Genomic DNA, 25,046 nt, shown 5'->3' with positions numbered 1-25,046 from the left:
GGATTTCATCCTATCACCATTCCAATATTTCGCATCCTCATAAGACTCTAGTGCACCACCGGCAAATGCCCTAGCATTGCCGTAATTCAGGCGCTCACCAACGCTTTTAGGCTTTCACCGGTTTTTTGGAGGTGAGCGATGACACTAGATTTTGCGCTTCTTCAAGCAACTCTTCTGCGTGCGCCTGCGCAGTGTCGGATTCTTCCTGCCCGGCGAGCATGCGTGCAAGTTCCTTGACGCGGGCTTCCTGGTCCAAGCTGATGACGTCGCTGGCGGTGTAGCCAGCTCCCGCCTTCGACTTGGCATCCGAATTCTTAATCACCCGAATATGACGGTCCGCATAGGCGGCCACCTGAGGCAGGTGGGTCACGACAATGACCTGCACGTGCTTTGCCAACATTGCCAAGCGCTCGCCAATAGCAACGGCTGCCTTGCCGCCCACACCCTGGTCCACTTCATCAAAGACGAAGGTCGGTACCGGGTCGACTGCTGCGAGTACGACTTCGATAGCGAGCATGACGCGGGAAAGCTCGCCGCCACTGGCTCCCTTGCCCAACGGCCGAGGTGAGGCTCCGGCGTGCGGGGCGAGCAGCATCGAAATGGCATCTTGTCCAAAGGCACCCGGTTCGTCCAGCTCATTGACCTCGATGACGAGCTTGGCATCGGGCATTGCCAGGGCCTTGAGCTCGGCAGAGACCTGCGTGGACAGCTTCTTGGCGGCCTTGCGGCGCGCATCGGACAGGTCCGAGGCCAGCGAGGCGACCTTGTGCTCCAAGTCGACGACTTCCACTTCAAGAGCTTCAATGCGGGAGTCATCGCCACCAAGCTGTTCAAGCCGGATACGCGATTCGGAGGCCCACGCGAGCACCTCGTCAATGCTCGGCGCATATTTGCGCATGAGCTTGCTCAGGTCTGCTCGGCGGGCTTCAATCTGCGCCAGGCGTTCTGGGCCTTCTTCATCCAGGTCGGCTACGTAGGCGGCAAGATCGCTGGAGAGTTCTGAGGCGAGAATGCCAAGTTCAGCGGCCCGTTCCGCGAAGGCGGCGAGCCCGGCGTCGTCATCGCTAGCTTGTGCCAGCACGCCACGGGCGGTTTCCACCAAGGTGGTTACACCGGGGTTCTCAAAATCTTCGGAGTCAATCACCGCTTGCGCCTGCTGGCTAGCGGTGCGCAGGGATTCAACATTGCCAAGCTTCATGGATTGCTCGCGCAGCGACTCATCCTCGCCGGGCTGCGGGTCCAATGAGTCGATCTCATCAAGGGCCAGGCGCAAGTTTTCCGCTTCACGCACCCTGTTGCGCGATTCAGTCTTGAGGCTGGCCAGCTCTTTGGCGGCCGAACGCCACTGGCGGTAGGCGCGCTGGTAGTTGCTCAACGTGCGAGACAAAGAGCTTCCAGCAAAGCGGTCCAGGGCATCGCGCTGCGCGACTGGTTCCTTTAGGCGGATCTGATCCGATTGTCCGTGGACGGCGACCAGATCGTGGCCAAGCTCGGCTAGCAAACCAACCGGGGCGCTGCGTCCGCCGATGGTTGCGCGGGATCTTCCCTGGGCGGACAGCGAGCGGGAAAGCAGTAGTTCGCTATTCTCCCCCGCCGGTTCGATAAACGCGCCGGCTTGACCTGCGGCATCGAGCACGTGGTGATCTGGCGGCAGATGAACCACAGCCTCGGCCAGTGCGTGCTTGGCGCCATTGCGCACCGCGCCAGCGTCGGCTCGACGTCCGAGCAGCAGGGACAGGGCTGTGATCACCATGGTCTTACCAGCACCGGTCTCGCCGGTCACTACCGTAAGCCCCGGGCCCAAGGGAAGTGTGGCCTCGGTGATAACCCCAAGGTTGGAGATCTGGATTTCCTGAATCATTGCCTGCTCCCGAATGTCGAGTTCAAGTCGTACCGTGCCGTTTTAGTATATGTGTTCTAACCCTGTTTTTCGTAACTATGTTCGAGCGTGTGGAAAATTTTTCTTCGAATCCGGCTTTCAGCCCTGACTCTCGGGCTTTCCCACCATGGGAAGTCCGGGTTCATCGCGGTAATGCGGGTCGACGCTTTGCAACCCTGGCCCAATCACCGGAAGTGCTGTCGTGGCTGGGCGGCGGCTCTCTTCCTTCGCTGGACCACGCCAGCCGGTAATAGGCAGTTCGAACTTGTTGACCAGGCGTTCGGAGAACGGGGTGGTGTGCAAGCGTGCCATGTAAACCGGACGATCGCTGCGCGTGACTTCCACACGAGCTCCAGGTGGCAACTCAATGGTGCGCCGGCCATCGCACCAGAGCACGGCACCGGCATCGGTGCGGGTGAGCATTTCCACGGCCATGATCGAGTCCGGGGAGATCACCAGAGGCTTGGCGAACAGTGCATGCGCCGAGATCGGCACCATGATCAGCGCCGCCACATCGGGCCAGACCACCGGTCCCCCGGCAGAGAAGGAATAGGCGGTGGAACCGGTAGGGGTGGCCATGACGACTCCATCGCAGCCGAAGGTGGAAATCGGCCGGCCATCGACCTCGATCACGACTTCGACCATGCGTTCGCGATTGGCCTTTTCCACCGCAGCTTCGTTCAAAGCCCAGGTTTCGGCGAGGCAGACATTATCCAGCCACACCTTGACCTCGATGGTCATCCGCTCTTCCACGGTGTAGGTCTCGTTGACCAGCGCTTGGACGGTGGAGGCCAATTCGCTGCGTTCGGCTTCGGCTAGGAAACCTACGTGCCCCAGGTTCACGCCCACCAGCGGCATTGGCGAGGCGCGCACCAGTTCCGCAGCTCGCAGGACCGAACCGTCGCCGCCGAGCACCACGCCCAGGTCAACGTCTTCGATCTGGCAGTCCTCACCGAGCACCTGCACCGACGGCACCGCTGCGCCGATTGCTTCAGCCATCGCGGCCTGGTCTTTGCGGCGCATCACCGGGATCGCTCCAGCGGAATTGAGCAGGGCGCAGGTCTCTAGGGCTGCGGTGATCGCTTCTTGGCGTCCAGTATGGGTGAAAATCAGGATTCGGCGCAAGGCGGTCGTGCCCCTCTCAGCTTCACGAAGTGCAAAATGACCATGGCGATCGACCACGGCTAAAACACGTCACTACTAAGAATAGTCAACGTTCTGCTCGATAAGTGGAACATCGGCCGACTGTGGATTCTCTCCGGAGGCTAGCCAGAGGAAGAATTCGGCATTGCCATCCTGGCCGGGCAGCGGGCTGCGGGCCAAACCGCGCAAATGCAATCCGGCGGCATTCGCACTGGCGATCACGGCTTCAACGCTGCTACGGCGCAGTTCTGGATTGGTGACCACACCGGTGCGGTTCAGGTGCTCGCGTCCTACTTCAAACTGCGGCTTGACCATCAGCACCAGCGACCCGCTATCCTTGGCGGCGCCGGCCAAGGCATCGATTACCAGACGCAGCGAAATAAAGGACAAGTCGGCTACTACAAGGTCGACGACTCCCCCAATATCTTCGGGGGTCAGATAACGGACGTTCAGGCCTTCATGGACCTGCACGCGGGGGTCGTTGCGGATTACATCGACTAGCTGGCCGTGGCCCACATCGGCTGCGACTACGCTCTTTGCGCCGCGTCGCAGCAATACATCGGTGAAACCGCCGGTAGAGGCGCCGGCGTCAAGGCAGCGCAGCCCTTCAGGATTAATAGTCGTAAAGACATCCAGTGCGCCGGCAAGCTTGTGCCCGGCACGCGAGACGTACTCTTCACCTTCACTGGGTATCAGCGCCAAGTCATCGCCCTCGGCGATTTTCTTCGAAGCCTTCGCTGCGACCTGCCCGTTGAGCAGCACCCGTTCGGCTTCGACCAGCTTGGCGGCTTCGGTGCGCGAACGAGCCAGATCGCGCACAACTAGTTCTTGATCCAGGCGATTCACGCGCCGTGCTCCGTACGGTTCAGTTCTTGCTGCAGGCCAGAGAGCAACTGCTCATAGATTCCGGCATGCTCGGTAATGTCATGGTCGGCCAGGGAAGACAAAGCCTGTTCAACGGCTTCATCACCCAGGCCGCGCGGGCCAGGAGCTGGGACGTGATTTTGCCGTTCCACCCCTAGCCTCGAATCTTGCGCAGGGTATCCAGTCCGCGTTCGGTGAAGCGGATTTCTGGTTCTTCATGTCCCGATTGGCGCGGGTGAGCCAGCCACCAGGCGTGGCAGGCGGCGCGCCAGGCATTCAGATCCTGCTCGCTGCCCGAAACTTCGATGGCGCCCTTGTCGACCTTAGCGACGGCGTCACCCACCTGTACGCCATAGCCAAGCACCTTGATGGTCGGGTACGGGCGATACAGATCTGCCATGGAGTTGATCAGATAGTTGGGGCGTTGTTCCACAGGGGCACCCAGAGCGGTACGCGGGGTGTCGACGCCGGTGAGCACCAGCGCAGTGGAGAAGCCGGCACGGAATCCGCCGAGGATATCGGTGTCCAGACGGTCGCCGATAACCAGTGGACGCTTGGAATCCAAGCGATCCGCGGCCCGCGCGAACAAGTAGGATTCCGGTTTGCCAGCTACCCGTGGTTCCACGTCTGTAGCCAGCTTCACCGCATTGACCAGTGAACCGTTGCCCGGGGCCAAGCCCTCGGCGCGCGGAATGGTGAAGTCGGTATTGGTGGCAACCCATTTGGCGCCGTTGTTAATCGCGTAGCTGGCCTCGGCCAGGTTCTTCCACGAAATGTCCGGGTCGAACCCCTGAATCACCGCAACGGGTTCTTCACTATGGGATTCGACGACTTCCAACCCGCGCACCGCAATGCATTCACGCAAGTAGGGGGAACCGACCACAAGAACCTTGGACCCCGGATTCAATTCGCGGGCCAGCATCTCCGCTCCGGCATCAGCCGAGCCGAAGACCTGCTCAGCGCTGGTCTTCACACCCAGCTGACGCAGGTGCGCTGCGACTGACATCGGTGAACGCCCGGCATTGTTGGTTATGAATGCCAAGGTGACGTTCACTTCCGCGAGGGTGTTCAGCGACTCCACGGCGTCGTCGATGGCGTTCGGGCCAGCATAGACGACGCCGTCCAAGTCGGAGAGGACGGAATCAAATCCGGAGATCAGCATTCTGTGGCGGTTCCTACTACTTGAGAGTTTTGGCTACTACGCCAAAGTTTACTTCGATGAGTCTTCTTCTGCGTCTGCCTCGATGGCGTCCGTGTCGGATTCGACAACCTCGTTCAGGTCGTCTTCCTCGTCGATGCCGGTCTGCTCAGCTTCAGCGTCATCTGCATCGGCATCTGCATCAGCTTCGGCATCTGCTTCGACGGAGTCGGCCTGCGCAGCGTCTTCGGTTTCAGCCTCGGCAGGATCAATCAGATCCTTGGCGCGTGGAGTTTCCTCTTCCTCGTCCATCTCCGGAGCCAGGTCCATGATGAAGGAATCGGTTTCACGTTCGATGCCCAAAGCGTTTTCAGCCACCTCGACCTGTGCGTTCCAACGCTTTGCGTCCTCGGCACGACCAGCGGCCGAAAGCAGATCCGCGTAGGCAGTGAACAGGCGAGGGCTGAAAGAGAAGGCGCGGTTGAAGTCCAGCTGTTCCAGCGACTCCAGTTCGGCCAGTGCCTTATCCAGCTTGCCCAGGTCACCGTAGGAACCGGCTGCCACGATCTGCATTTCGACCTTGACGGCGGTTTCCAGGTTAGCGCATTCCTCGGACTGTGCCAGTTCGATTGCCTTTTCTGGGCGGCCCAGGCCGCGCAGCGAGTCAGCGATCAATGGCAGGTTGTAGTCCGAACCGGAAATACGACGGTGGGTACGCAGTTCGCGCAGCGCGTCGGCGTACTTGCCGGCGTGGTAGGCAGCGATGCCTACGGCTTCGCGGACTACTGCTACACGACCGCCACGGCGCGATGCTGCCAGGGTGTGCTCGTATGCCAGCTCTGGATCTTCTTCCAGCAGACGGCCGGCCATCACCAAGTGCTTGGCAACCCAGCTAGCCGAACGCTCTTCGAGGTAGCGCAGCTGAGCGCGGGCTACGCGGTCCAGCTCCTTACCGGTAACGTCCTCATCGATATCTGGGGACTGCTCGCGGTCTGCACGGTTCGAAATACGCAGATCGCCCGGGTTGTGGGCACGTGGTGCGTCGCCGCGCTTGTCGGCAAAGCGATCCTCGCGTGCTGGGCGTTCGCCCTGCGAGCGACGGTCGTCAGGGCGGTTGAAGCCACCACCGCGGTTGTCGTCGCGACGCTCACCACGGAAGCCACCGCCACGGTTGTCGTCGCGGTTGAAGCCGCCACCGCGGTTATCGCCACGCTTGAAACCGCCGCGATCGTCATTGCGATCGCCACGGAAGCCACCGCCACGGTTGTCGTCGCGCTTGAAGCCACCGCGATCATCATTGCGATCGCCACGGAAGCCACCACCACGGTTGTCGTCGCGCTTGAAACCGCCGCGATCATCATTGCGATCGCCACGGAACCCACCGCCACGGTTGTCGTCGCGCTTGAAGCCACCGCGATCATCATTGCGCTTGAAACCGCCACCGCGGTTATCCTCACGCTTGAAACCGCCGCGATCATCATTGCGATCGCTGCGGAAGCCACCACCACGGTTGTCGTCGCGCTTGAAGCCACCGCGATCATCATTGCGCTTGAAACCGCCACCACGGTTGTCATCGCGACGTTCGCCACGGAAGCCACCACGGCTATCATCACGCTTGAAGCCACCACGATCATCATTGCGATCGCTGCGGAAGCCACCACGATCATCGTTGCGCTTGAAGCCACCGCCACGGTTATCATCACGCTTGAAGCCACCGCCACGGTTATCATCACGCTTGAAGCCACCACGGTCATCGTTACGATCGCCGCGGAAGCCACCACCGCGGTTGTCATCACGCTTGAAGCCACCACGGTCATCGTTACGATCGCTGCGGAAGCCACCACCGCGGTTATCGTCACGCTTGAAGCCACCACCGCGGTTGTCATCGCGCTTGAAGCCGCCGGCACGGTTGTCGTCACGACGCTCGCCACGGAACCCACCGCGATCATCATTGCGATCGCCGCGGAAGCCACCACCGCGGTTGTCATCGCGCTTGAAGCCACCACGGTCATCGTTACGATCGCTGCGGAAGCCACCACCGCGGTTATCGTCACGCTTGAAGCCACCACCGCGGTTGTCATCGCGCTTGAAGCCGCCGGCACGGTTGTCGTCACGACGCTCGCCACGGAACCCACCGCGATCATCATTGCGATCGCTGCGGAAGCCACCACCGCGGTTGTCATCGCGCTTGAAGCCACCACCACGGTTGTCATCGCGCTTGAAGCCACCACCACGGTTATCATCGCGCTTGAAGCCACCACCACGGTTATCATCGCGCTTGAAATCGCCACGATCTTCGCGACGCTTGAAGCCATCGCGGGAGTTGTTGCGGTTTGAATCTGAGTTCCGGAAGTCGCCTCGTCCGTTATCGGAGTTTCGGCGGAATTCGTTAGACATTTAATGTCCCCTTCAGCGGCTATCTCAATACCGCAACCTTCGTGTTTGCCTTTGCAAAACACTTCACTATTAACTATTTAGCACGTCCAGAAAGACGTGTACATCTATCTTCAAGTCTACGGGAGGCACGAGTCCCACCCTAGGGAAACAGCTCTAATGTGGCAAGACACTCAGTGCACGCTACAAGGAACTTCCAAAACCGATGATCCTAAGAACTAGCTATATCAGTGTTGGCTAGGAACGATAGCAGGGCTATAGGCAATAAAGTGTGTCTGGCCCGGGCGTGTTCCCGGGCCAGACAACCTTAAAACCCTGCTCTAGTAGATATTTCTCATCCAACCACTGCGAATGAATTGCCCATCCTCAGCGCTGGGGCCGGTGCCATAAAGCTCCGGGCCGATTGGTGCTTCGTCAACCATGTGCTGCGCCTTCTTCTTCGTTTCGGGAGTGTAATGCTCCGGACGCAACAGTGTCCGCAAGGCCGGGCGGTTTCCTTCATCCGCATGAGTCCAGCAGAACCACTCGCACGCCCGCCGGCGATGCTCAATGGGCATCCCGCGGTGATAGAAAATCATGGCCCGGATGCCGGAATTCACCGCACCTTCAATCATGTTCGTCGTCGCGTTGATTCCCAAGCCGTTCAGGTCCTTGTCCAGGTAGGTGAACAGATGCCCGCGTCGCAGGGCTTTGTTCATCGACTCGTAGGCGCTGCGTAGCCGATCGTGGGTGTACCACCACTTGCGGTTGCGTCGCAGGCCCCGCGGCCAAGCACCGGACCAGTCAGCAGCGTAGGTGCGTTCATTGATCAGCTCGTGGTTTTCGGCATGCCACGCAGCGAAGGCGGCAATCCATTCTGCCGCAGCTTCCTGCGTCCGGATTTTCGTGAGTTTCAGGCTCAAACGACGTAACGACTTCCCTGCAGGCAAACGCGGATTCAGGGTCAGGTAGGTGCGCACGTTGCGCTGGATATGCACCAAGCAGCGTTGAATTTTCACGTTCGGCCAGAACTCTTTGAGCGCTTTCATCAAGCCTGATCCGCCGTCGGTCACCACGACTTTTGGTTCGGGGAAATGCTGCAGCAACACGGTCCACGCCTCGGCTTTTTCGCGGTCGCACCACTGCCATCCGATGACACGTCCGTGAGCGATGGCGATCAGCAGGCACCAGCCTTGGCGCAGATAGATGCCGTCGACTTGGATCTCGTCGAAGACCTCGCCGGTGTGATGCAGGTAGGGGTGCACGTTCCAGCACCAAGCGGTCTGATGCCGGAAGGTGCGGCCGGTTCCGCCGCCGAATTCGGCTTGGGAATGTTTGCTCATCAGCCAGGTGACGAAGCCGGTGAGTTGGTTGCGGGCGGTGGTGTCTTCGCGTTTGAAAACGGTGCTGGCATTGCAGGTGATGCAGCGCCAGCGCTGGGTTCCTTTGGAGGTGGTTCCGTTTTTCTTCAGTCGGGAATGACAGATAATACAAGTATGGGATTGTCCAGTAAGCTTCACACTTATGGATTCAATACCCATGTGAACCTTGATCCTGCCCCGGCTTTCCGGGGCAGGATCAGGTTTTCAGACACACTTTATTGCCTATAGCCCCGATAGCAGCAGAGTCTTCAAGTCCTGTTTTAAATAGCGGAAAGAGGCCAAGCATCACAGCCTGACCCCTACTACTGGTTAAACAGGTGAGGCCCTGGAACACGCATTGTGTTCCAGGGCCTCAAACCATTCAACTCAAGTTAAGTCCGGCGGTGACCTACTCTCCCACACCCTCACGAGTGCAGTACCATCGGCGCAGTGGGCCTTAGCTTCCGGGTTCGGTATGGGACCGGGCGTTTCCCCCACGCTATGACCGCCGTAACAATCACGAAGCACACAAACCAATCATCTTGGTCATGTTTTCCGGTGTCATGCAAAAGCCATGTATTTTTCGGTTTGAGGTTGTTGTCTCGTAACCGTATAGTGAACGCGAACAGCATAATGATCATGCCAGTAAAATATTGTGAATATTGTGTGTTGAAAGTCATCGGCCTATTAGTACAGGTCAGCTCCACAAGTCTTTAGTCCTTGCTTCCACATCCTGCCTATCAACCCAGTGGTCTAGCTGGGGGCCTCTCACACTCAAGGTGCATGGAAATCTCATCTCGAAGCAGGCTTCCCGCTTAGATGCTTTCAGCGGTTATCCCTTCCAAACGTAGCTAATCAGCGATGCACTTGGCAGTACAACTGACACACCAGAGGTTCGTCCGTCCCGGTCCTCTCGTACTAAGGACAGCCCTTCTCAAATTTCCAACGCGCGCAGCGGATAGGGACCGAACTGTCTCACGACGTTCTAAACCCAGCTCGCGTACCGCTTTAATGGGCGAACAGCCCAACCCTTGGGACCTACTCCAGCCCCAGGATGCGACGAGCCGACATCGAGGTGCCAAACCATGCCGTCGATATGGACTCTTGGGCAAGATCAGCCTGTTATCCCCGAGGTACCTTTTATCCGTTGAGCGACGGCCCTTCCACGAGGTGCCGCCGGATCACTAGTCCCGACTTTCGTCCCTGCTCGAGCTGTCACTCTCACAGTCAAGCTCCCTTGTGCACTTACACTCGACACCTGATTGCCAACCAGGCTGAGGGAACCTTTGGGCGCCTCCGTTACATTTTAGGAGGCAACCGCCCCAGTTAAACTACCCATCAGGCACTGTCCCTGAACCAGATCATGGTCCGAAGTTAGGTGACCGGTACAGCCAGAGTGGTATTTCAACGATGACTCCACCTGAACTAGCGTCCAAGCTTCACAGTCTCCCACCTATCCTACACAAGCTGCACCGAACACCAATACCAAACTATAGTAAAGGTCTCGGGGTCTTTCCGTCCTGCTGCGCGTAACGAGCATCTTTACTCGTACTGCAATTTCGCCGAGTTCATGGTTGAGACAGCGGGGAAGTCGTTACTCCATTCGTGCAGGTCGGAACTTACCCGACAAGGAATTTCGCTACCTTAGGATGGTTATAGTTACCACCGCCGTTTACTGGGGCTTAAATTCTCAGCTTCGCACCAAAGTGCTAACCAGTCCTCTTAACCTTCCAGCACCGGGCAGGAGTCAGTCCGTATACATCGTCTTGCGACTTCGCACGGACCTGTGTTTTTAGTAAACAGTCGCTTCCCCCTGGTCTCTGCGGCCCACACCCGCTCACAGCTGCAAGAGCCGATCACGAGGCAGGCCCCCCTTCTTCCGAAGTTACGGGGGCATTTTGCCGAGTTCCTTAACCATGATTCTCTCGATCGCCTTAGTATTCTCTACCTGATCACCTGTGTCGGTTTGGGGTACGGGCGGACTTGGACCTCGCGCCGATGCTTTTCTAGGCAGCATAGGATCACCGAATCACCCGCCAAAGCGGGCGCCTATCAGGTCTCAGAATATCTGAGCGGCGGATTTGCCAACCACTCTTCCTACACCCTTGGACCAGGTCAATTCCATTGCCTGGCTCGGCTACCTTCCTGCGTCACACCTGTTAATACGCTGACCTCACTGCATCGGTTCCCACCACATCACACAACCAGCAGCCCGAAGGCCGCAACAGCCATGATCCATCATGGTTAGCATCCACAGCTTGGTATGGGCGGTCCTTCGCCGGTACGGGAATATCAACCCGTTGTCCATCGACTACGCCTGTCGGCCTCGCCTTAGGTCCCGACTAACCCAGGGCAGATTAGCTTAACCCTGGAACCCTTGATCATTCGGCGGACGGGTTTCTCACCCGTCATTCGCTACTCATGCCTGCATTCTCACTCGTATAGCGTCCACCGCTGGTTTCCACCGCGACTTCACCCGCTATACGACGCTCCCCTACCCATCCAAACGCCCAACAAAAGCCAGGCAAATATTTGAATGACGCAACTTCGGCGGTGTGCTTGAGCCCCGCTACATTATCGGCGCGGAATCACTTGACCAGTGAGCTATTACGCACTCTTTCAAGGGTGGCTGCTTCTAAGCCAACCTCCTGGTTGTCACAGCAACTCCACATCCTTTTCCACTTAGCACACGCTTAGGGGCCTTAGTTGGCGTTCTGGGCTGTTTCCCTCTCGACTATGAAGCTTATCCCCCACAGTCTCACTGCTGCGCTCTCACTTACCGGCATTCGGAGTTTGGCTAAGGTCAGTAACCTTGTAGGGCCCATCGCCTATCCAGTAGCTCTACCTCCAGTAAGAAACACGCAACGCTGCACCTAAATGCATTTCGGGGAGAACCAGCTATCACGAAGTTTGATTGGCCTTTCACCCCTACCCACAGCTCATCCCCTCCATTTTCAACTGAAGTGGGTTCGGTCCTCCACACGCTCTTACACGCGCTTCAACCTGGCCATGGGTAGATCACTTCGCTTCGGGTCTAGATCACGCCACTCAAACGCCCTATTCAGACTCGCTTTCGCTACGGCTTCCCCACACGGGTTAACCTCGCGACGTAACACTAACTCGCAGGCTCATTCTTCAAAAGGCACGCCATCACCCAGGAACAAGTCCCAGGCTCTAACGGATTGTAAGCGCACGGTTTCAGGTACTATTTCACTCCCCTCCCGGGGTACTTTTCACCATTCCCTCACGGTACTGATTCACTATCGGTCATCAAGTAGTATTCAGGCTTACCAGGTGGTCCTGGCAGATTCACACAAGGTTTCACGGGCCCCGTGCTACTCGGGTATCAACACTAGAACGGCAGACACGCATTACACCTACGGGACTATCACCCTCTCTGGTCCGGCATTCCAACCGATTCACCTATACGCCTGCACCTCATCCCACCAGCAAGATAGCGCTGGTACATGTCAACCCCACAACCCCGATGATGCAACGCCTATCCGCTATCACACACCAACCGGTTTAGCCCCATCCGCGTTCGCTCGCCACTACTAACGGAATCACTATTGTTTTCTCTTCCTGCGGGTACTGAGATGTTTCACTTCCCCGCGTTCCCTCCACACAGCCTATACATTCAGCTGCAGGTCACACCACATAACATGGTGCGGGGTTCCCCCATTCGGAAATCCTGGTCTCAACGTCCGGTTATCGACTCCACCAGGCTTATCGCAGATTCCCACGTCCTTCATCGGCTCTTGATGCCAAGGCATCCACCGTGCGCCCTTAAAAACTTCAACACAAATCAAAGTTCTCAGAATTGAGCAATAAAACAATCTAACAAAATCACGCAGACAAGACTCAAACACCCAAGAATCCAAGGAAAAGGACCCCCAAGCTCATCTCATCTGCAAGATGCTCGCGTTCACTATACAGTTCCCAAACAACAACCCCGCACCCCCGCAAGCACACCCGGGCAACAGCACAAAACCGCCACCACACCAGCGCACCTGCAGCAAACACAGGACAAACACCGAAACACCAAGAACCCCGCCACCCACAAGCCACGCACCAGCCAAACCCCCCACACAAAGCGGAGAACCCGACCAACACCCAACCCACAGGCACGGAGGCTTGTTGCCTCAAAACCCAACAGCATGCCAAACCATACAAACCGCACAACACCCGCACACCGCTTTCCAGCACCCAAGAAGCCAAAGACCCCCCAAACGCGTACTCGCAGATGCGCAAACACCCTGCAGCCACAGCCAGTACCCCGCACACGAACGCACCACCCACATTGGGATGACACCAGCGTGCACGCTTTCCAGTACTGAGTCCATTGATATTCCACCCATGAGCAACCCGCCTGCACCACACTCGGGCACAGACACGGGCAACCAATAATGGTTAGCTCCTTAGAAAGGAGGTGATCCAGCCGCACCTTCCGGTACGGCTACCTTGTTACGACTTAGTCCCAATCGCCAGTCCCACCTTCGACGACTCCCCCCACACAAGGTGGTTAGGCCATCGGCTTCGGGTGTTACCAACTTTCGTGACTTGACGGGCGGTGTGTACAAGGCCCGGGAACGTATTCACCGCAGCGTTGCTGATCTGCGATTACTAGCGACTCCGACTTCATGGGGTCGAGTTGCAGACCCCAATCCGAACTGAGACCGGCTTTTAGGGATTAGCTCCACCTCACAGTATCGCAACCCATTGTACCGGCCATTGTAGCATGCGTGAAGCCCAAGACATAAGGGGCATGATGATTTGACGTCATCCCCACCTTCCTCCGAGTTGACCCCGGCAGTCTCCCATGAGTCCCCACCACTACGTGCTGGCAACATGGAACGAGGGTTGCGCTCGTTGCGGGACTTAACCCAACATCTCACGACACGAGCTGACGACAACCATGCACCACCTGTGAACCAGCCCCGAAGGGAAACTCCATCTCTGAAGCGGTCTGGCACATGTCAAGCCTTGGTAAGGTTCTTCGCGTTGCATCGAATTAATCCGCATGCTCCGCCGCTTGTGCGGGCCCCCGTCAATTCCTTTGAGTTTTAGCCTTGCGGCCGTACTCCCCAGGCGGGGCACTTAATGCGTTAGCTACGGCGCGGAAAACGTGGAATGTCCCCCACACCTAGTGCCCAACGTTTACGGCATGGACTACCAGGGTATCTAATCCTGTTCGCTCCCCATGCTTTCGCTCCTCAGCGTCAGTAAATGCCCAGAGACCTGCCTTCGCCATCGGTGTTCCTCCTGATATCTGCGCATTTCACCGCTACACCAGGAATTCCAGTCTCCCCTACATCACTCTAGTCTGCCCGTACCCACCGCAGATCCGAGGTTGAGCCTCGGACTTTCACGGCAGACGCGACAAACCGCCTACGAGCTCTTTACGCCCAATAAATCCGGATAACGCTTGCGCCCTACGTATTACCGCGGCTGCTGGCACGTAGTTAGCCGGCGCTTCTTCTGCAGGTACCGTCACTTTCGCTTCTTCCCTACTGAAAGAGGTTTACAACCCGAAGGCCGTCATCCCTCACGCGGCGTCGCTGCATCAGGCTTTCGCCCATTGTGCAATATTCCCCACTGCTGCCTCCCGTAGGAGTCTGGGCCGTGTCTCAGTCCCAGTGTGGCCGGTCACCCTCTCAGGCCGGCTACCCGTCGTCGCCTTGGTGAGCCATTACCTCACCAACAAGCTGATAGGCCGCGAGTCCATCCCCCACCGATAAATCTTTCCACCACCTGCCATGCGGCAAGAGGTAATATCCGGTATTAGACCCAGTTTCCCGGGCTTATCCCAGAGTCGGGGGCAGGTTACTCACGTGTTACTCACCCGTTCGCCACTAATCCACCCAGCAAGCTGGGCTTCATCGTTCGACTTGCATGTGTTAAGCACGCCGCCAGCGTTCATCCTGAGCCAGGATCAAACTCTCCATAAAAAAATAAAAAGCCACCGAAACCCCTCGGAAAATAAGGGAAGAATCGATGAAGTCCTGGCGAATAATAAAACACTCAAGCACATCACACGGGGGTGCAATGCCTCAAGCAAATAATATGTATTCACCAAATAAAATAAATATTCGGTATCAACAAACTTGGCACACTATTGAGTTCTCAAACAACAAACACTCTCGACACCACAACCACCAGACCTTCGATGACTGCTTCGCTCCGGAGCAACTTTACAAGCTTACCACCAAGTTGACCGTTGTCAACTCGACGTTTCCGTCTTGTTCACCCCGCCGACTCCTTCGCGCCTTTTCAGGCCGTCCGGATCAGCGGTGCGAGATAAAACTGTACACGGATTCCAGAGGCACGCAAAATCGGCCAACCAACCTATTTTCTTCCACTAATCATTGGTTGACTAGGCAGTTTTGGATTTAGGTACAACAAAACCGCCAGAAAAGTGTCTTGCTTCACAAGTTTTCTGGCGGTTTCGTGTATTGGGCAGTGCCTGTGGCTTACTTGGCTAGTTCAACTACTGCCATGTTCTTCTTGCCTCGGCGCAAGATCGCATAACGACCGTGCAGGAAATCTGCCTCGGCCAGTTCGGTGTCGATGCCGGCCACCTTTTCGTTATTCACGTAGGCGCCACCTTCATTCACGGTGCGACGAGCTTCGGACAACGACTTGCTCAAGCCCGAGGCAACCAAGACATTGAGAATGCCCAGGTTATCTGCCTCGACCTTCGCCGTTGGCAGCTCCGCGATCACAGATTCCAGGGTCGGAAGATCGATCGCAGCCAGATCGCCGTTGCCGAAGACTGCAGCCGAAGCGGCAATGACCTGCTCTGTCGCCTGCTGACCATGGACCAGAGAAGTCACTTCCCAAGCCAGGGTGCGCTGGGCGATGCGCTTGAACGGACGCTCGGCAACTTCGGTTTCCAGTTCCGCGATCTGCTTGCGGGTCAGGAAGGTGAAGACCTTCAGGCGGTCGATCACGTCGGCATCCGAAGCGTTCAACCAGAACTGGTAGAAGGTGTACGGGCTGCACATTTCAGCATCCAGCCAAATGGCGTTGCCCTCGGACTTGCCGAACTTGGTGCCATCGGAGTTGGTGATCAGCGGGGTGCCGTAGGCGTGTACCGAGTTGCCCTGGACCTTGCGGATCAGCTCGGTGCCGCTGGTCAGGTTGCCCCACTGGTCCGAACCACCGGTCTGCAGGGTGCAGCCGTACTGGCGGTTCAGCTCCAGGAAGTCGTATCCCTGCAACACCTGGTAGGAGAACTCGGTGTAGCTGATGCCCTCGTCGGAGTTCAGGCGCGCGGCGACGATCTCCTTCTTGACCATGGTGCCCACACGGAAGTACTTCCCCACGTCGCGCAGGAAGTCCAGTGCCGAAAGCTGCTGCGTCCAGTCCAGGTTGTTCACCAGCTGCACCGCGTTCTCGCCCTCATTGGACAAGAAGCGCGAGACCTGTGCTTGGAGCTTGGAGACCCATTCGGTCACCGTCTCCTTGGTATTCAAGGTGCGCTCAGCGGTTTGGCGTGGATCGCCGATCAAACCGGTGGAACCTCCCACCAATGCCAGCGGCTTGTGGCCGGCTAGCTGCAGGCGGCGCATGTTCAGCAACTGCACGAGGTTGCCCAGGTGCAGCGACGGCGCGGTGGGGTCGAACCCGCAATAGTAGGTCACAGTCTCTTCGGACAGGGCACGTTCCAGCTCGGCTTCGTCGGTGGACACGTGTACCAGGCCGCGCCACTTCAATTCCTGCCAGACGTTCTCGAAAGATGCGTCGTTGCCCTGTCCCGCAATCACGGGATTCTGCTTCGTATCAGAGATGCTCACTGTGACCATTTTCTGTCTTCGATCTGCCCCGAGTGCATGGTGCGATGGCACCTGCACCTTAGTTCGCGCCGCTAGTTGGGGTTGCCTACCGGCGCATAGCTTCAAGGTTATCGCTTGGCAGCGGGCGAGTGCTACTCGCCCGGCTTCGCCCTTGGTCACATTGGCAACGCCCCGTAATGGGCGCGAGCCAAAGCGATGAGGCTACTGCTCCAAGCCTTCGGGAAGCTGGCGGGTGTGGACCACGTGCAGGCGCTGGGTAGTACGGGTCATCGCCACGTACAGATCGCCTACACCGCCATCGACCTCGTCCACCAGCTCTGCCGGCTCCAGGATCAGCACGCCGTCGAACTCCAGACCCTTGGATTCGCGGGCGGTGATCACCACGATGTCCTGGCTCAGTCCGCCCGAACCGGTACCCACCCGATCCCCATGCACTGCGGTGACCGCGGCACGCACCCGGTGCAGGTCCTGCTGCGGAACGATGACCGCCTGCAGCCCCCCGGCCGAGTACTCCAGCTCCTGGGCCAAGGCGTCGAGCAAGGTCGCCTCAACCTGCGCTTCGGTGGTCTTGGTCAGGACCGGTGGCCAGTCGCCTTCGCGCACCGCTTGCGGGGTGGTGATGCGCAGGCCAGCGGCCTGGGCAACGCGCACTGCCGCGTCGGCGATCTGTGCCGGGGTGCGGTAGTTGACCGTCAGCTCTTCAAGCTCGAAGCGGTCGCCGAAGAACGGTTCCAGGGCCTGGGACCAGCTGCTGGCCCCCGAAGCGGCCGAGGTCTGCGCGATATCGCCCACGATGGTGAAGGACTTCATCGGGCAGCGGCGCACCAGCAGGCGCCACTGCATCGGCGAGAGCTCCTGGGCTTCATCGACGACGATGTGCCCGTAGGCCCAGGTACGATCCGAAACAGCACGTTCGGCCGCGGTCAAACGCGCCGCGGTCTCCTGGTTCACTCCGGCGACCTGTTCTGCGGTCACTACCCCGTCGATGCCGGCGTTTTCCAGCATGGTGTGCATATTGAGCAGCGCGGCCTTCGCGTTTTCCACGTCGGCTTCGTACTGGGCGGTGTGCGCCCCGGCCAGCGGGTCGGCAAATTCGCCCAGCAGCTGCGCGGCCTCATCAAGCAGCGGCACATCGGCCTCGGTGAACGGCGAGTTGGCCCGGCGGTACAGGGCGTCGCGGTCCTTTTCCTTCAGATGCGGGGCCGCGGCGGCCAAAAGGTGCGGGGTGGCGAAGAGCTCGGCAACCAGCTGCTGCGGGGTCATCGGCATCCAGCACAGGTTCAGCGCCACGCGCACGTCGTGGGACTCGCGTACTTCCTGCGGCAGGTAGGAGCGGTCGGTGGTCGAGGACTGCCCGGCCGATTCCTCCAGCTTGCGGCGCAGCTGTTCAGCCAGGTCCCCCACCAGCACCTTCACGAAGGTCTCGCGGGCCTCGTTGTAGGGCTTGTGGGTGTGGCGGGCCCGTTCGCGCGCATTCTTGACCATTTTCGGGGTCAGCGACAGGCGGGTTCCCTCCACCACCACAGTGCGGGTTTCCGGAATCAGCCGCTGGCGGTTGCGCACGGCATTGGCGATCACCTTGGCCATGGACAGCTGGCCCTTGAGGCGTGCCACGGTGCGGTTGGTTTCCGGCACGGCATGCAGCCCGTGGTACAGCTCGCCCACCGAGGACATGACCACGCCGGTTTCACCCAGCGACGGCAGCACGCGCTCGATGTAGCGCATGAAGGAGTTCGACGGGCCCACGATCAGCACGCCGGCGTTCTTCAGCCGTTCGCGGTATTCGTAAAGCAGGAAGGCCGCGCGGTGCAGCGCAACGGCGGTCTTGCCGGTGCCCGGACCGCCCTGGACGACCACGGCGCCGGGCAGACCGGCACGGATGATCGCGTCCTGCTCGGCCTGGATGGTGCCCACGATGTCGCCCATGCGGCCGGTGCGCTTCTCACGCAGGGCCGCCATCAGCGCGCCTTCGCCGTGGTGGGTGTGGCCCTCATCGAGCCAGGTTTCATCGAGCACGTCGTCTTCGATGCCGGCCACGGTGCGTCCGGAGAGCATCAGGTGGCGGCGTCGGCGCACCCCGCGCGGATTCAGCGCGGTGGCCTGGTAGAACGGAGCAGCCTCTGAGGCGCGCCAGTCGATCATCATCCGGTTCAGCTCGTCATCCGAGAGCCCGATGCGCCCGATGTAGCGCGGGGAGCTGCCGGTTCCAGGATCTTCGGCCTGCTCCTGGCCGTTGCCGGCCATGTCCAGGCGGCCGAAGACCAGGCGGTCCTCGACGGCATCGAGCTGGGCGATCCGGTCCTCATAGAGGGTAGCGAACGAGTCGCGCTCGGACATGTTCTGGAAGGTGCCGATGGCACCCTGTGCCCGGGTACGTTCGAGCTGCCGCACCTTTTCGGCGCGCAGCTCATCAAGCCGTGCGTACAGCCGGCCCACATAATCGGATTCAGCTAACAGATCGGCCTGGATCGTATCGGTCAACCTAGATTCCCCTCGCGCTCAGAATGTGCCGCTGCGCAAAGCACCGGACCCTACGAAAAAACGGTTCCCACGTAAAAACACAGGACAGATAATGATACGCGCCTTTAACCCGGCGCAGGTAATCGCGCGCCGGGCTCCCAGCGTTGCCCGGCATGCGCCCGCCAGCGGTTCGCCAGCTGTTCGCCAGCGGCGTGGAATCATGGCGGATTATTACCGCCACCGATGCGCCATAAGGCTGGTTTAGGAGTGGACGACCTGCAGCGACACGACGTTCTGCCCTGGCAGCTTGTCCCGGCCGTTCAGGCCATCAAGTTCCAGCACCACGCCGACGCCGGCGATCTTGGCGCCGGTCTGCTCCAGCAGGCGCACCGAGGAGCTGACGGTACCGCCTGTGGCCAGCACATCGTCCAGGATCAGCACGCGGGTGCCCGGGGCGATCTCGTCCTTATGCACTTCAAGGCAGCCGGTGCCGTATTCCAGGGTGTACTCGTCGCGGTAGACCTCGCGCGGCAGCTTGCCGGCCTTGCGGATGGTCAGCATGCCCTTGCCCGAGGCGTAAGCCGCGGCGGCAGCCAGCACGAAGCCGCGCGCTTCGAGGCCAGCGACAATGTCGAACTGCCCTTCGAAGGGAGCGATCAGTGCGTCGACCATGCGGCGCAGGCCACTCGCGTCGGCAAAGACCGGAGTGAGGTCCTTGAAGGAGATGCCCGGCTGCGGGTAGTCGGGAACGATCTCGCACAGTCGGTCCAGCAGGTCGCTAATGCTCTCAGAAGTAGTCACGGCTACCAATTTTAGTCCCTTTGCCCGCGGGAAGTTGCATGATCGTGCATAATCATGAGCACATTTTCGCCGCTTCCCATGCAGCTGCGCGGATAAATTTCCAGCCTAGCGGTTCATCAAGCGGTCACTTGGCCACGGCAGCAGCTTCGGATCCGCTGCTCCGTCGGCGGCCGCGGTAACCTGGACCGGGCCGGAAGCCGGACGTCCGGCCATCCAGGCGGCCAGATCGAAGTCGGTCCCGGAGAGCACCCAGGACTTCGCACCTTCGCCCAAGACAATCGGGGTCTTGCCATGCGGCTGAAGCACCAGACGAGTACCCTGCGGCACACGGGCGGACAGCGCACGGAACAGGTGTTCGCTGAAGGCCGGTGGCCAGCTGGCGGCCGGGCGCACGAATTCATCCAAGTCGGTGGCGTGGATCAGCATCTCGCGCCAGGTCGCGTACATCATGTCCGCAGCGGTGGCCGTGGGGCGGTAGCCCACCGGGGCCTCCCATTTGGCTTCCACCCCGGGCAGGGCGGCGCGAAGCTGCGCGAGTGCGTCGGAGGCCAGGGCCCGCAAGGATTCTGGACGCATCAGCGCGGTCATGTTGATCGCCTCGATCCGGCCCTCCGCTCCCCCGTCGTACATGGCAGGAGGCTGCTCAGTGCCGGCATTCTCGAATTGGCGCACCGCGGCCTTGGCGAAAGAAGCCAGATGCGCGATCAGCTGGGCAGTACTCCAGCCCGGCAGCGAACTTGGCTTGGGGTACTGCGTGTCCGGAACGTCGCGAAGCTGTACGGACAGTTCGTCCAATGCGGTGGTGACCTGTGCGATAAGTTCACCCGGCGCCAAAAGTTGTGTCATGAAGCACACTTTATCGCGAACCGGGGATAAAAGCGCAAGGGTCGATTGAACGCCGCTAAAGCGCACAGGGCCACCGGCAAGAGTTCTTGCCGGTGACCCTGTGAAACTAACTGGTGCTACTTGGCCCAGTCCTTGATCTGCGCCAGCTGGCGCTCGAACTCGACCAGCTGTGCCGCCACGGCACTCGGAGCGGTACCACCCTGGCCGTTGCGGGCGTTCAGCGAGCCCTCGGTGGAGAGCACTTCGCGAACCTGAGGGGTCAGGTGCTCGGAGATGCCGGCGTATTCTTCGTCGGTCAGATCCCACAGCTCCACGCCGCGCGATTCAGCCAGCTGCACGGCAGCGCCGGACAGCTCGTGGGCGTCACGGAAGGGCACTCCCTGGCGGACCAGCCATTCGGCGATGTCCGTGGCCAAGGCGAAGCCCTGTGGCGCCAGTTCGGCCATGCGCTCGGTGTTGAAGGTCAAGGTACCCATCATGCCGGCCATTGCTGGGAGCAGCATTTCCAAGGTGTCCGCGGCATCGAAGACCGGTTCCTTGTCTTCCTGCAGGTCGCGATTGTAGGCCAGCGGCAGTGCCTTGAGGGTGGCCAGCAGGCCGGTCAAGTCGCCGATCAGGCGTCCTGCCTTGCCACGGGCCAGCTCGGCGATGTCCGGGTTCTTCTTCTGCGGCATGATCGAGGAGCCGGTGGAGAAAGAATCGTGCAGCTTCACAAAGCTGAACTCCTTGGTGGCCCAGAGTATGACTTCTTCCGAGACGCGAGAGAGGTCCACGCCGATCATCGCGGCGATCCAGGAGAACTCGGCGAAGACGTCGCGGGCGGCGGTGCCGTCGATCGAGTTGTGCACGGCCGAGTCGAAGCCCAGTTCAGCGGCGACGAAGTTCGGGTCCAGGCCCAGTGTCTGGCCGGCCAGTGCGCCGGAACCGTATGGGGACACCGCGGCGCGCTTGTCCCAGTCGACCAGGCGCTGCACGTCGCGCAGCAACGGCCAGGAGTAGGCCAGCAGCAGGTGCGAGAGCAGGATCGGCTGGGCGTGCTGCAGGTGGGTGCGGCCCGGCATCGGTGCGTATGGGTGAGCCTTGACCTGTTCGACCATGGCGTCAAGGGTGTCGATGATGCCACGGGCGATGATCCGGGCGTGATCGCGCAAGAACATGCGGCCCAGGGTGGCGATCTGGTCGTTGCGCGAACGGCCGGCGCGCAGCTTGCCACCCAGTGCGATGCCGGCGCGTTCCAGCAGGCCTCGTTCCAGCGAGCCGTGGACGTCTTCGTCGGTTTCAGCTGCGACGTAGGCTTCGGAAATGACGTCGGCTTCGAGCTGGTCCAGCGCGGTGATCATGTCAGCCAGTTCGGCATCGGTGAGCAGACCGGCACGGTTCAGGACCTTGGCGTGGGCGCGGGAACCGGCAATGTCGTAGCTGGCCAGGCGCCAGTCGAAGTGGGTGGACTTGCTCAGCGCTGCCATTGCATCCGCTGGGCCGCCGGAGAAGCGACCGCCCCAGAGCGATCCTTCATTTGTTGACGAGGCCATGGCCCGTTCCTTTCTGCCGGAGAAAAACTTAAGCTGATCCCTACTCTAGCAAAGCTTTATGCAATGAACCTCATAATTATGCAAACTTGCGCCGATTCATGCATTACAGACCTTGGCTGGGCCGCCGGCACCCACCGGCAAGCCAGCTGACCGAACACGCAGCAAACCTTAAGTTTTCCCTCTTCCGGTCCGGTGCGCCCCGGCGTATGGTGTGAACTACAGAGCCGATACGGAACGTTCTTCGGAGGTCCCAAATGGAAATCCAGTTGTACCGGGGTGACATCACCACCCTGCATGTTGATGCCATTGTCAATGCCGCCAATCCTTCGCTACTCGGCGGCGGTGGCGTCGATGGGGCCATCCACACCGCCGCTGGCCCTTCTCTGCTGGCTGCCTGTCGAGAAATCCGGGCCAACCGCTACCCCGATGGAATCCCTTCCGGCATAGCCGTGGCTACCAAGGCCGGAAACCTGCACGCCAAGTGGGTCGTCCATACGGCTGCACCGAATCTGGCATTGGCCACTGCGAACCCGGTCAAGCCGAACCCGAAGATCCTGGACGACTGCTTCGTGAACTCGTTGTACGTAGCCGCACGCCATGAGGCGCACTCGGTCGCGTTCCCGGCCATCGGTGCCGGAGCATTCGGCTGGGATCCCGAGCAGGTTGCCGATATCGCCCACGTAGCGATCAGCCGGTGGGTCGAGACGAACAAGCATATTTCGCCGATCCACAAGATCATTCTGGTCGCGCATACCGATGAGGTGCAGGCCGCCTTCGAGCGGGCCTTCTCCTTGGATGCCGTGGAGGACATCGCCGCCTGATCACGCAGCCTGCCTCCAAGCACCGCACAACTGCCGCGCTCTCCTAGTGGAGGGCGCGGCAGTGATGCTTGGGTCCTGTTGGTTGGGCAGGCTGGTTTGGTTCCAGCTCGAGGGATGGCGCCGGCTAGGCGCGGGCGAAGTAGGTATTGCGCCGAGGCAACTGCTGCGGATCCAAGTGCTTGGGCAAGATGACATAGGGCAGTCCCTTGATCTTGACCAACTTGAGGTAGCCGGCATGGACCATGGTGTGGTGCAGCGAGCACAACGGACAACAGTCCTGGAGCCTGGTTCGGCCTCCCTTGGCCCACGGTTCGAAGTGGTGGAATTCGACCAGGGCCGGATCCATGGTGCAGCCCGGGACCAGGCAGCCGCCGTCGCGGTCGCGGGCGGCCAATTTCATCCAGCGCGGGAAGAGCCTGGAGTCGCGGCCGATATCCATGATGACCCCGTCGGCGTTGTAGATCGGGCTGAGCACTTTGGCTTCGCAGAGCATGGTGCGCAGCTGCGGCGCGGAGAGCTTGATCCCGTGGGCAGTAATTCCGGTGAGCGATCCCAGATCCTGGAGGTCTTCGTATCGCGCGTGCACCACGATTTCCGGGGTGATGCGTTTGCTGCTGCTCCCGGGACCGATATTCCGCAAGATGGCGTTCAGCGCGTTGAGCCGCCGTTCGGGCACCGTGCAGGTATCCGGCGTCCCCAGGACGGGCGGGGCCAGCAGCTTCAGATCCGGCGGATCCGCGTTCTGCGAATCTTGGGACTGGGCACCGGCCCACGGCGGTGGCGGTTGGCCACTGCTCCACAGCTCGTCGGTGAGCATTTGTTGCTCCCCTTCGGCTTGTTCGCCGGGCTGCTCTTCATCGGGTGATTCCTCGTGCGATGAGTCTTCCTCGGATGCGTGGTTGCTGGCTGCTTCGTCGCCGGCGCAATTGTCATCGCCGTCGAAATTTTCGGGGTGCGGCTGATCTTCCGCAGACTCCTGCTCCTGGCTGCCGGTGCCGGTACCGGTGTCCAAGCCTGCGGCCTTGCGTGCGGCTGCTCCGGCCTGGGTGCGCTTGTTATCGGCCTGGGCAATCAGCGATTCCCAGAGTTCTGCATCAAGTTCGCGGACCCGGATGATGTATTCATGCACGCCGTTGACTACTTTGCCGCGGAACAGCCCCAGCTTGGGAGTCTTGGTCTGCTGATGCGCGTCCTTGTAGTCCTTGATCAATCCATTGATGCGTTTCTGGCGGATGCTGATCTTCTCGTCGCGCAGGTGCGCCGCGGCCTGGTCTTCGAGCAAGCTGCCGTCGGCGGCTTTGGCGGTGGCGTAGCTGGGCAGCCCGTCGAAGGTGGCGTCTTCGGGCTCGAATTTATCCAGCGCGCGGGCAGTTTTGAGCACTTCGCGTGGATCGGGCAGCTGGTGCAGATCCGGCAGGGCCCAGCCGCCAGGTGCGGTGGAGGCTGCGGCGGTTGCCGGGGCATCGTGCGGGGATTGGAGCGGTGAGCCGGCGAAGCATTGGGCCAGCTTGGTGAACCGGGGAGCGCAGGCCGCGCCGGAGATGTCCTTGCGGGCGTAGAGCAGATGGGCGTCCTTGATCCGGCGGTCGGCCTCGAAATAGTTCAAATCCAGCAACGCGGCCAGCACGGTGGGTGCGTCGCGGTAGACGGTGCGGCCCGGGGCAAAACACGGAGGGGCGCTGAAATCAGTGGTGCCTGCGTGCAGGTTCTCGAATTCTTGAAGATCCAGAGCGTGGGCCGCGGTGGTTTCCACGAGGCTGGCGGCCGCGATATTCGCGGCAGTGGCCCGCTGGCTGAAGGCTTGGGCGAAGATTGCGTGAGCCAGGGCCAGACGGGGATCGGTGCTCTGTGCGGCCTGGGCGCCCAAGGTTGCGAACAAGTCCAGGCAGGTTCTTTCAGCGCGCAGCAGCTGTTGCGCGCTCAGTGCGGTGCCTGAGCAAAGCTGCTGTGCCACGGTGGCCAGCGCTGTGCCAAGGTCCACCAGGCTAGCTGGCTGGATGCGGGCGCTGTGTGCTTGTTCCATGCATCGAGA

General features: G+C 60.1%; 14 protein-coding genes, 3 rRNA genes and 1 pseudogene. 1 reads left to right on the top strand and 17 read right to left on the bottom strand.

All coding sequences use genetic code 11. From position 1 onward, the window contains the following. Positions 1 to 106 precede the first annotated feature (106 nt). From recN to argH, 16 genes and pseudogenes are all read right to left on the bottom strand, one after another. Positions 107 to 1,861, bottom strand: coding sequence for a DNA repair protein RecN (gene recN / locus AARI_RS06415; RefSeq protein WP_013348518.1), 1,755 nt, complete (start codon positions 1,859 to 1,861; stop codon positions 107 to 109). 117 nt (positions 1,862 to 1,978) lie between these two features. Next, positions 1,979 to 3,004, bottom strand: a complete 1,026-nt coding sequence (locus AARI_RS06410; RefSeq protein WP_102597989.1) for an NAD kinase — start codon at positions 3,002 to 3,004, stop codon at positions 1,979 to 1,981. 75 nt (positions 3,005 to 3,079) lie between these two features. Then, entirely contained in the window at positions 3,080 to 3,868 is a 789-nt protein-coding gene (locus tag AARI_RS06405) for a TlyA family RNA methyltransferase (protein WP_013348516.1), read from the bottom strand. After that, on the bottom strand, positions 3,865 to 4,038 hold the full coding sequence (locus AARI_RS19620; protein WP_013348515.1) for a hypothetical protein: 174 nt from the start codon (positions 4,036 to 4,038) through the stop codon (positions 3,865 to 3,867). The genes AARI_RS06405 and AARI_RS19620 overlap by 4 nt, the downstream gene beginning before the upstream one ends. Before the next feature lie 2 nt (positions 4,039 to 4,040). After that, a complete protein-coding gene (locus AARI_RS06400; protein WP_013348514.1) occupies positions 4,041 to 5,048 on the bottom strand; it encodes an HAD-IIA family hydrolase in 1,008 nt (335 codons plus the stop codon). A 48-nt stretch (positions 5,049 to 5,096) separates the two neighbouring features. Next, the gene (locus AARI_RS19615; protein WP_146040943.1) at positions 5,097 to 5,894 is read right to left on the bottom strand and encodes a tetratricopeptide repeat protein; all 798 of its coding nucleotides are present in this window, start codon (positions 5,892 to 5,894) and stop codon (positions 5,097 to 5,099) included. Positions 5,895 to 6,074: 180 nt separating this feature from the next. After that, positions 6,075 to 7,421: pseudogene (locus AARI_RS20480) on the bottom strand (hypothetical protein); the annotation flags it as partial. A 317-nt stretch (positions 7,422 to 7,738) separates the two neighbouring features. Continuing rightward, positions 7,739 to 8,938, bottom strand: a complete 1,200-nt coding sequence (locus AARI_RS06385) for an IS256-like element ISAar5 family transposase (protein ID WP_013348512.1) — start codon at positions 8,936 to 8,938, stop codon at positions 7,739 to 7,741. A gap of 216 nt (positions 8,939 to 9,154) precedes the next feature. Then, positions 9,155 to 9,271 (bottom strand): 5S ribosomal RNA (gene rrf, locus AARI_RS06380). Between the two features lie 153 nt (positions 9,272 to 9,424). Beyond that, a 23S ribosomal RNA gene (locus AARI_RS06375) occupies positions 9,425 to 12,558 on the bottom strand. Between the two features lie 622 nt (positions 12,559 to 13,180). Then, positions 13,181 to 14,706 (bottom strand): 16S ribosomal RNA (locus tag AARI_RS06370). The 16S, 23S and 5S rRNA genes sit together here, the layout of an rRNA operon. 522 nt (positions 14,707 to 15,228) lie before the next feature. Further along, positions 15,229 to 16,563: a tyrosine--tRNA ligase gene (gene tyrS / locus AARI_RS06365; protein WP_049862584.1), complete on the bottom strand. Its 1,335-nt coding sequence runs from the start codon at positions 16,561 to 16,563 to the stop codon at positions 15,229 to 15,231. 192 nt (positions 16,564 to 16,755) lie between these two features. After that, a complete protein-coding gene (locus AARI_RS06360; RefSeq protein ID WP_013348510.1) occupies positions 16,756 to 19,035 on the bottom strand; it encodes a HelD family protein in 2,280 nt (759 codons plus the stop codon). A gap of 240 nt (positions 19,036 to 19,275) precedes the next feature. After that, the gene (locus AARI_RS06355) at positions 19,276 to 19,824 is read right to left on the bottom strand and encodes an adenine phosphoribosyltransferase (RefSeq protein WP_013348509.1); all 549 of its coding nucleotides are present in this window, start codon (positions 19,822 to 19,824) and stop codon (positions 19,276 to 19,278) included. 96 nt (positions 19,825 to 19,920) lie between these two features. Then, entirely contained in the window at positions 19,921 to 20,661 is a 741-nt protein-coding gene (locus AARI_RS06350) for a maleylpyruvate isomerase family mycothiol-dependent enzyme (RefSeq protein ID WP_013348508.1), read from the bottom strand. A 116-nt stretch (positions 20,662 to 20,777) separates the two neighbouring features. After that, on the bottom strand, positions 20,778 to 22,193 hold the full coding sequence (gene argH, locus AARI_RS06345) for an argininosuccinate lyase (protein WP_013348507.1): 1,416 nt from the start codon (positions 22,191 to 22,193) through the stop codon (positions 20,778 to 20,780). 254 nt (positions 22,194 to 22,447) lie between these two features. Between argH and AARI_RS06340 the strand changes: the two genes are divergently transcribed. After that, positions 22,448 to 23,014, top strand: coding sequence for a macro domain-containing protein (locus AARI_RS06340; protein ID WP_013348506.1), 567 nt, complete (start codon positions 22,448 to 22,450; stop codon positions 23,012 to 23,014). Between the two features lie 124 nt (positions 23,015 to 23,138). Here the strand turns inward: AARI_RS06340 and AARI_RS06335 are convergent, their stop codons facing one another. Continuing rightward, positions 23,139 to 25,037: an HNH endonuclease signature motif containing protein gene (locus AARI_RS06335; protein ID WP_013348505.1), complete on the bottom strand. Its 1,899-nt coding sequence runs from the start codon at positions 25,035 to 25,037 to the stop codon at positions 23,139 to 23,141. Positions 25,038 to 25,046: the final 9 nt, after the last annotated feature.

The organism is Glutamicibacter arilaitensis Re117 (genome assembly GCF_000197735.1).
GTDB classification, from domain to species: domain Bacteria; phylum Actinomycetota; class Actinomycetes; order Actinomycetales; family Micrococcaceae; genus Glutamicibacter; species Glutamicibacter arilaitensis.
This window is presented reverse-complemented; position numbering and strand designations above follow the sequence as displayed.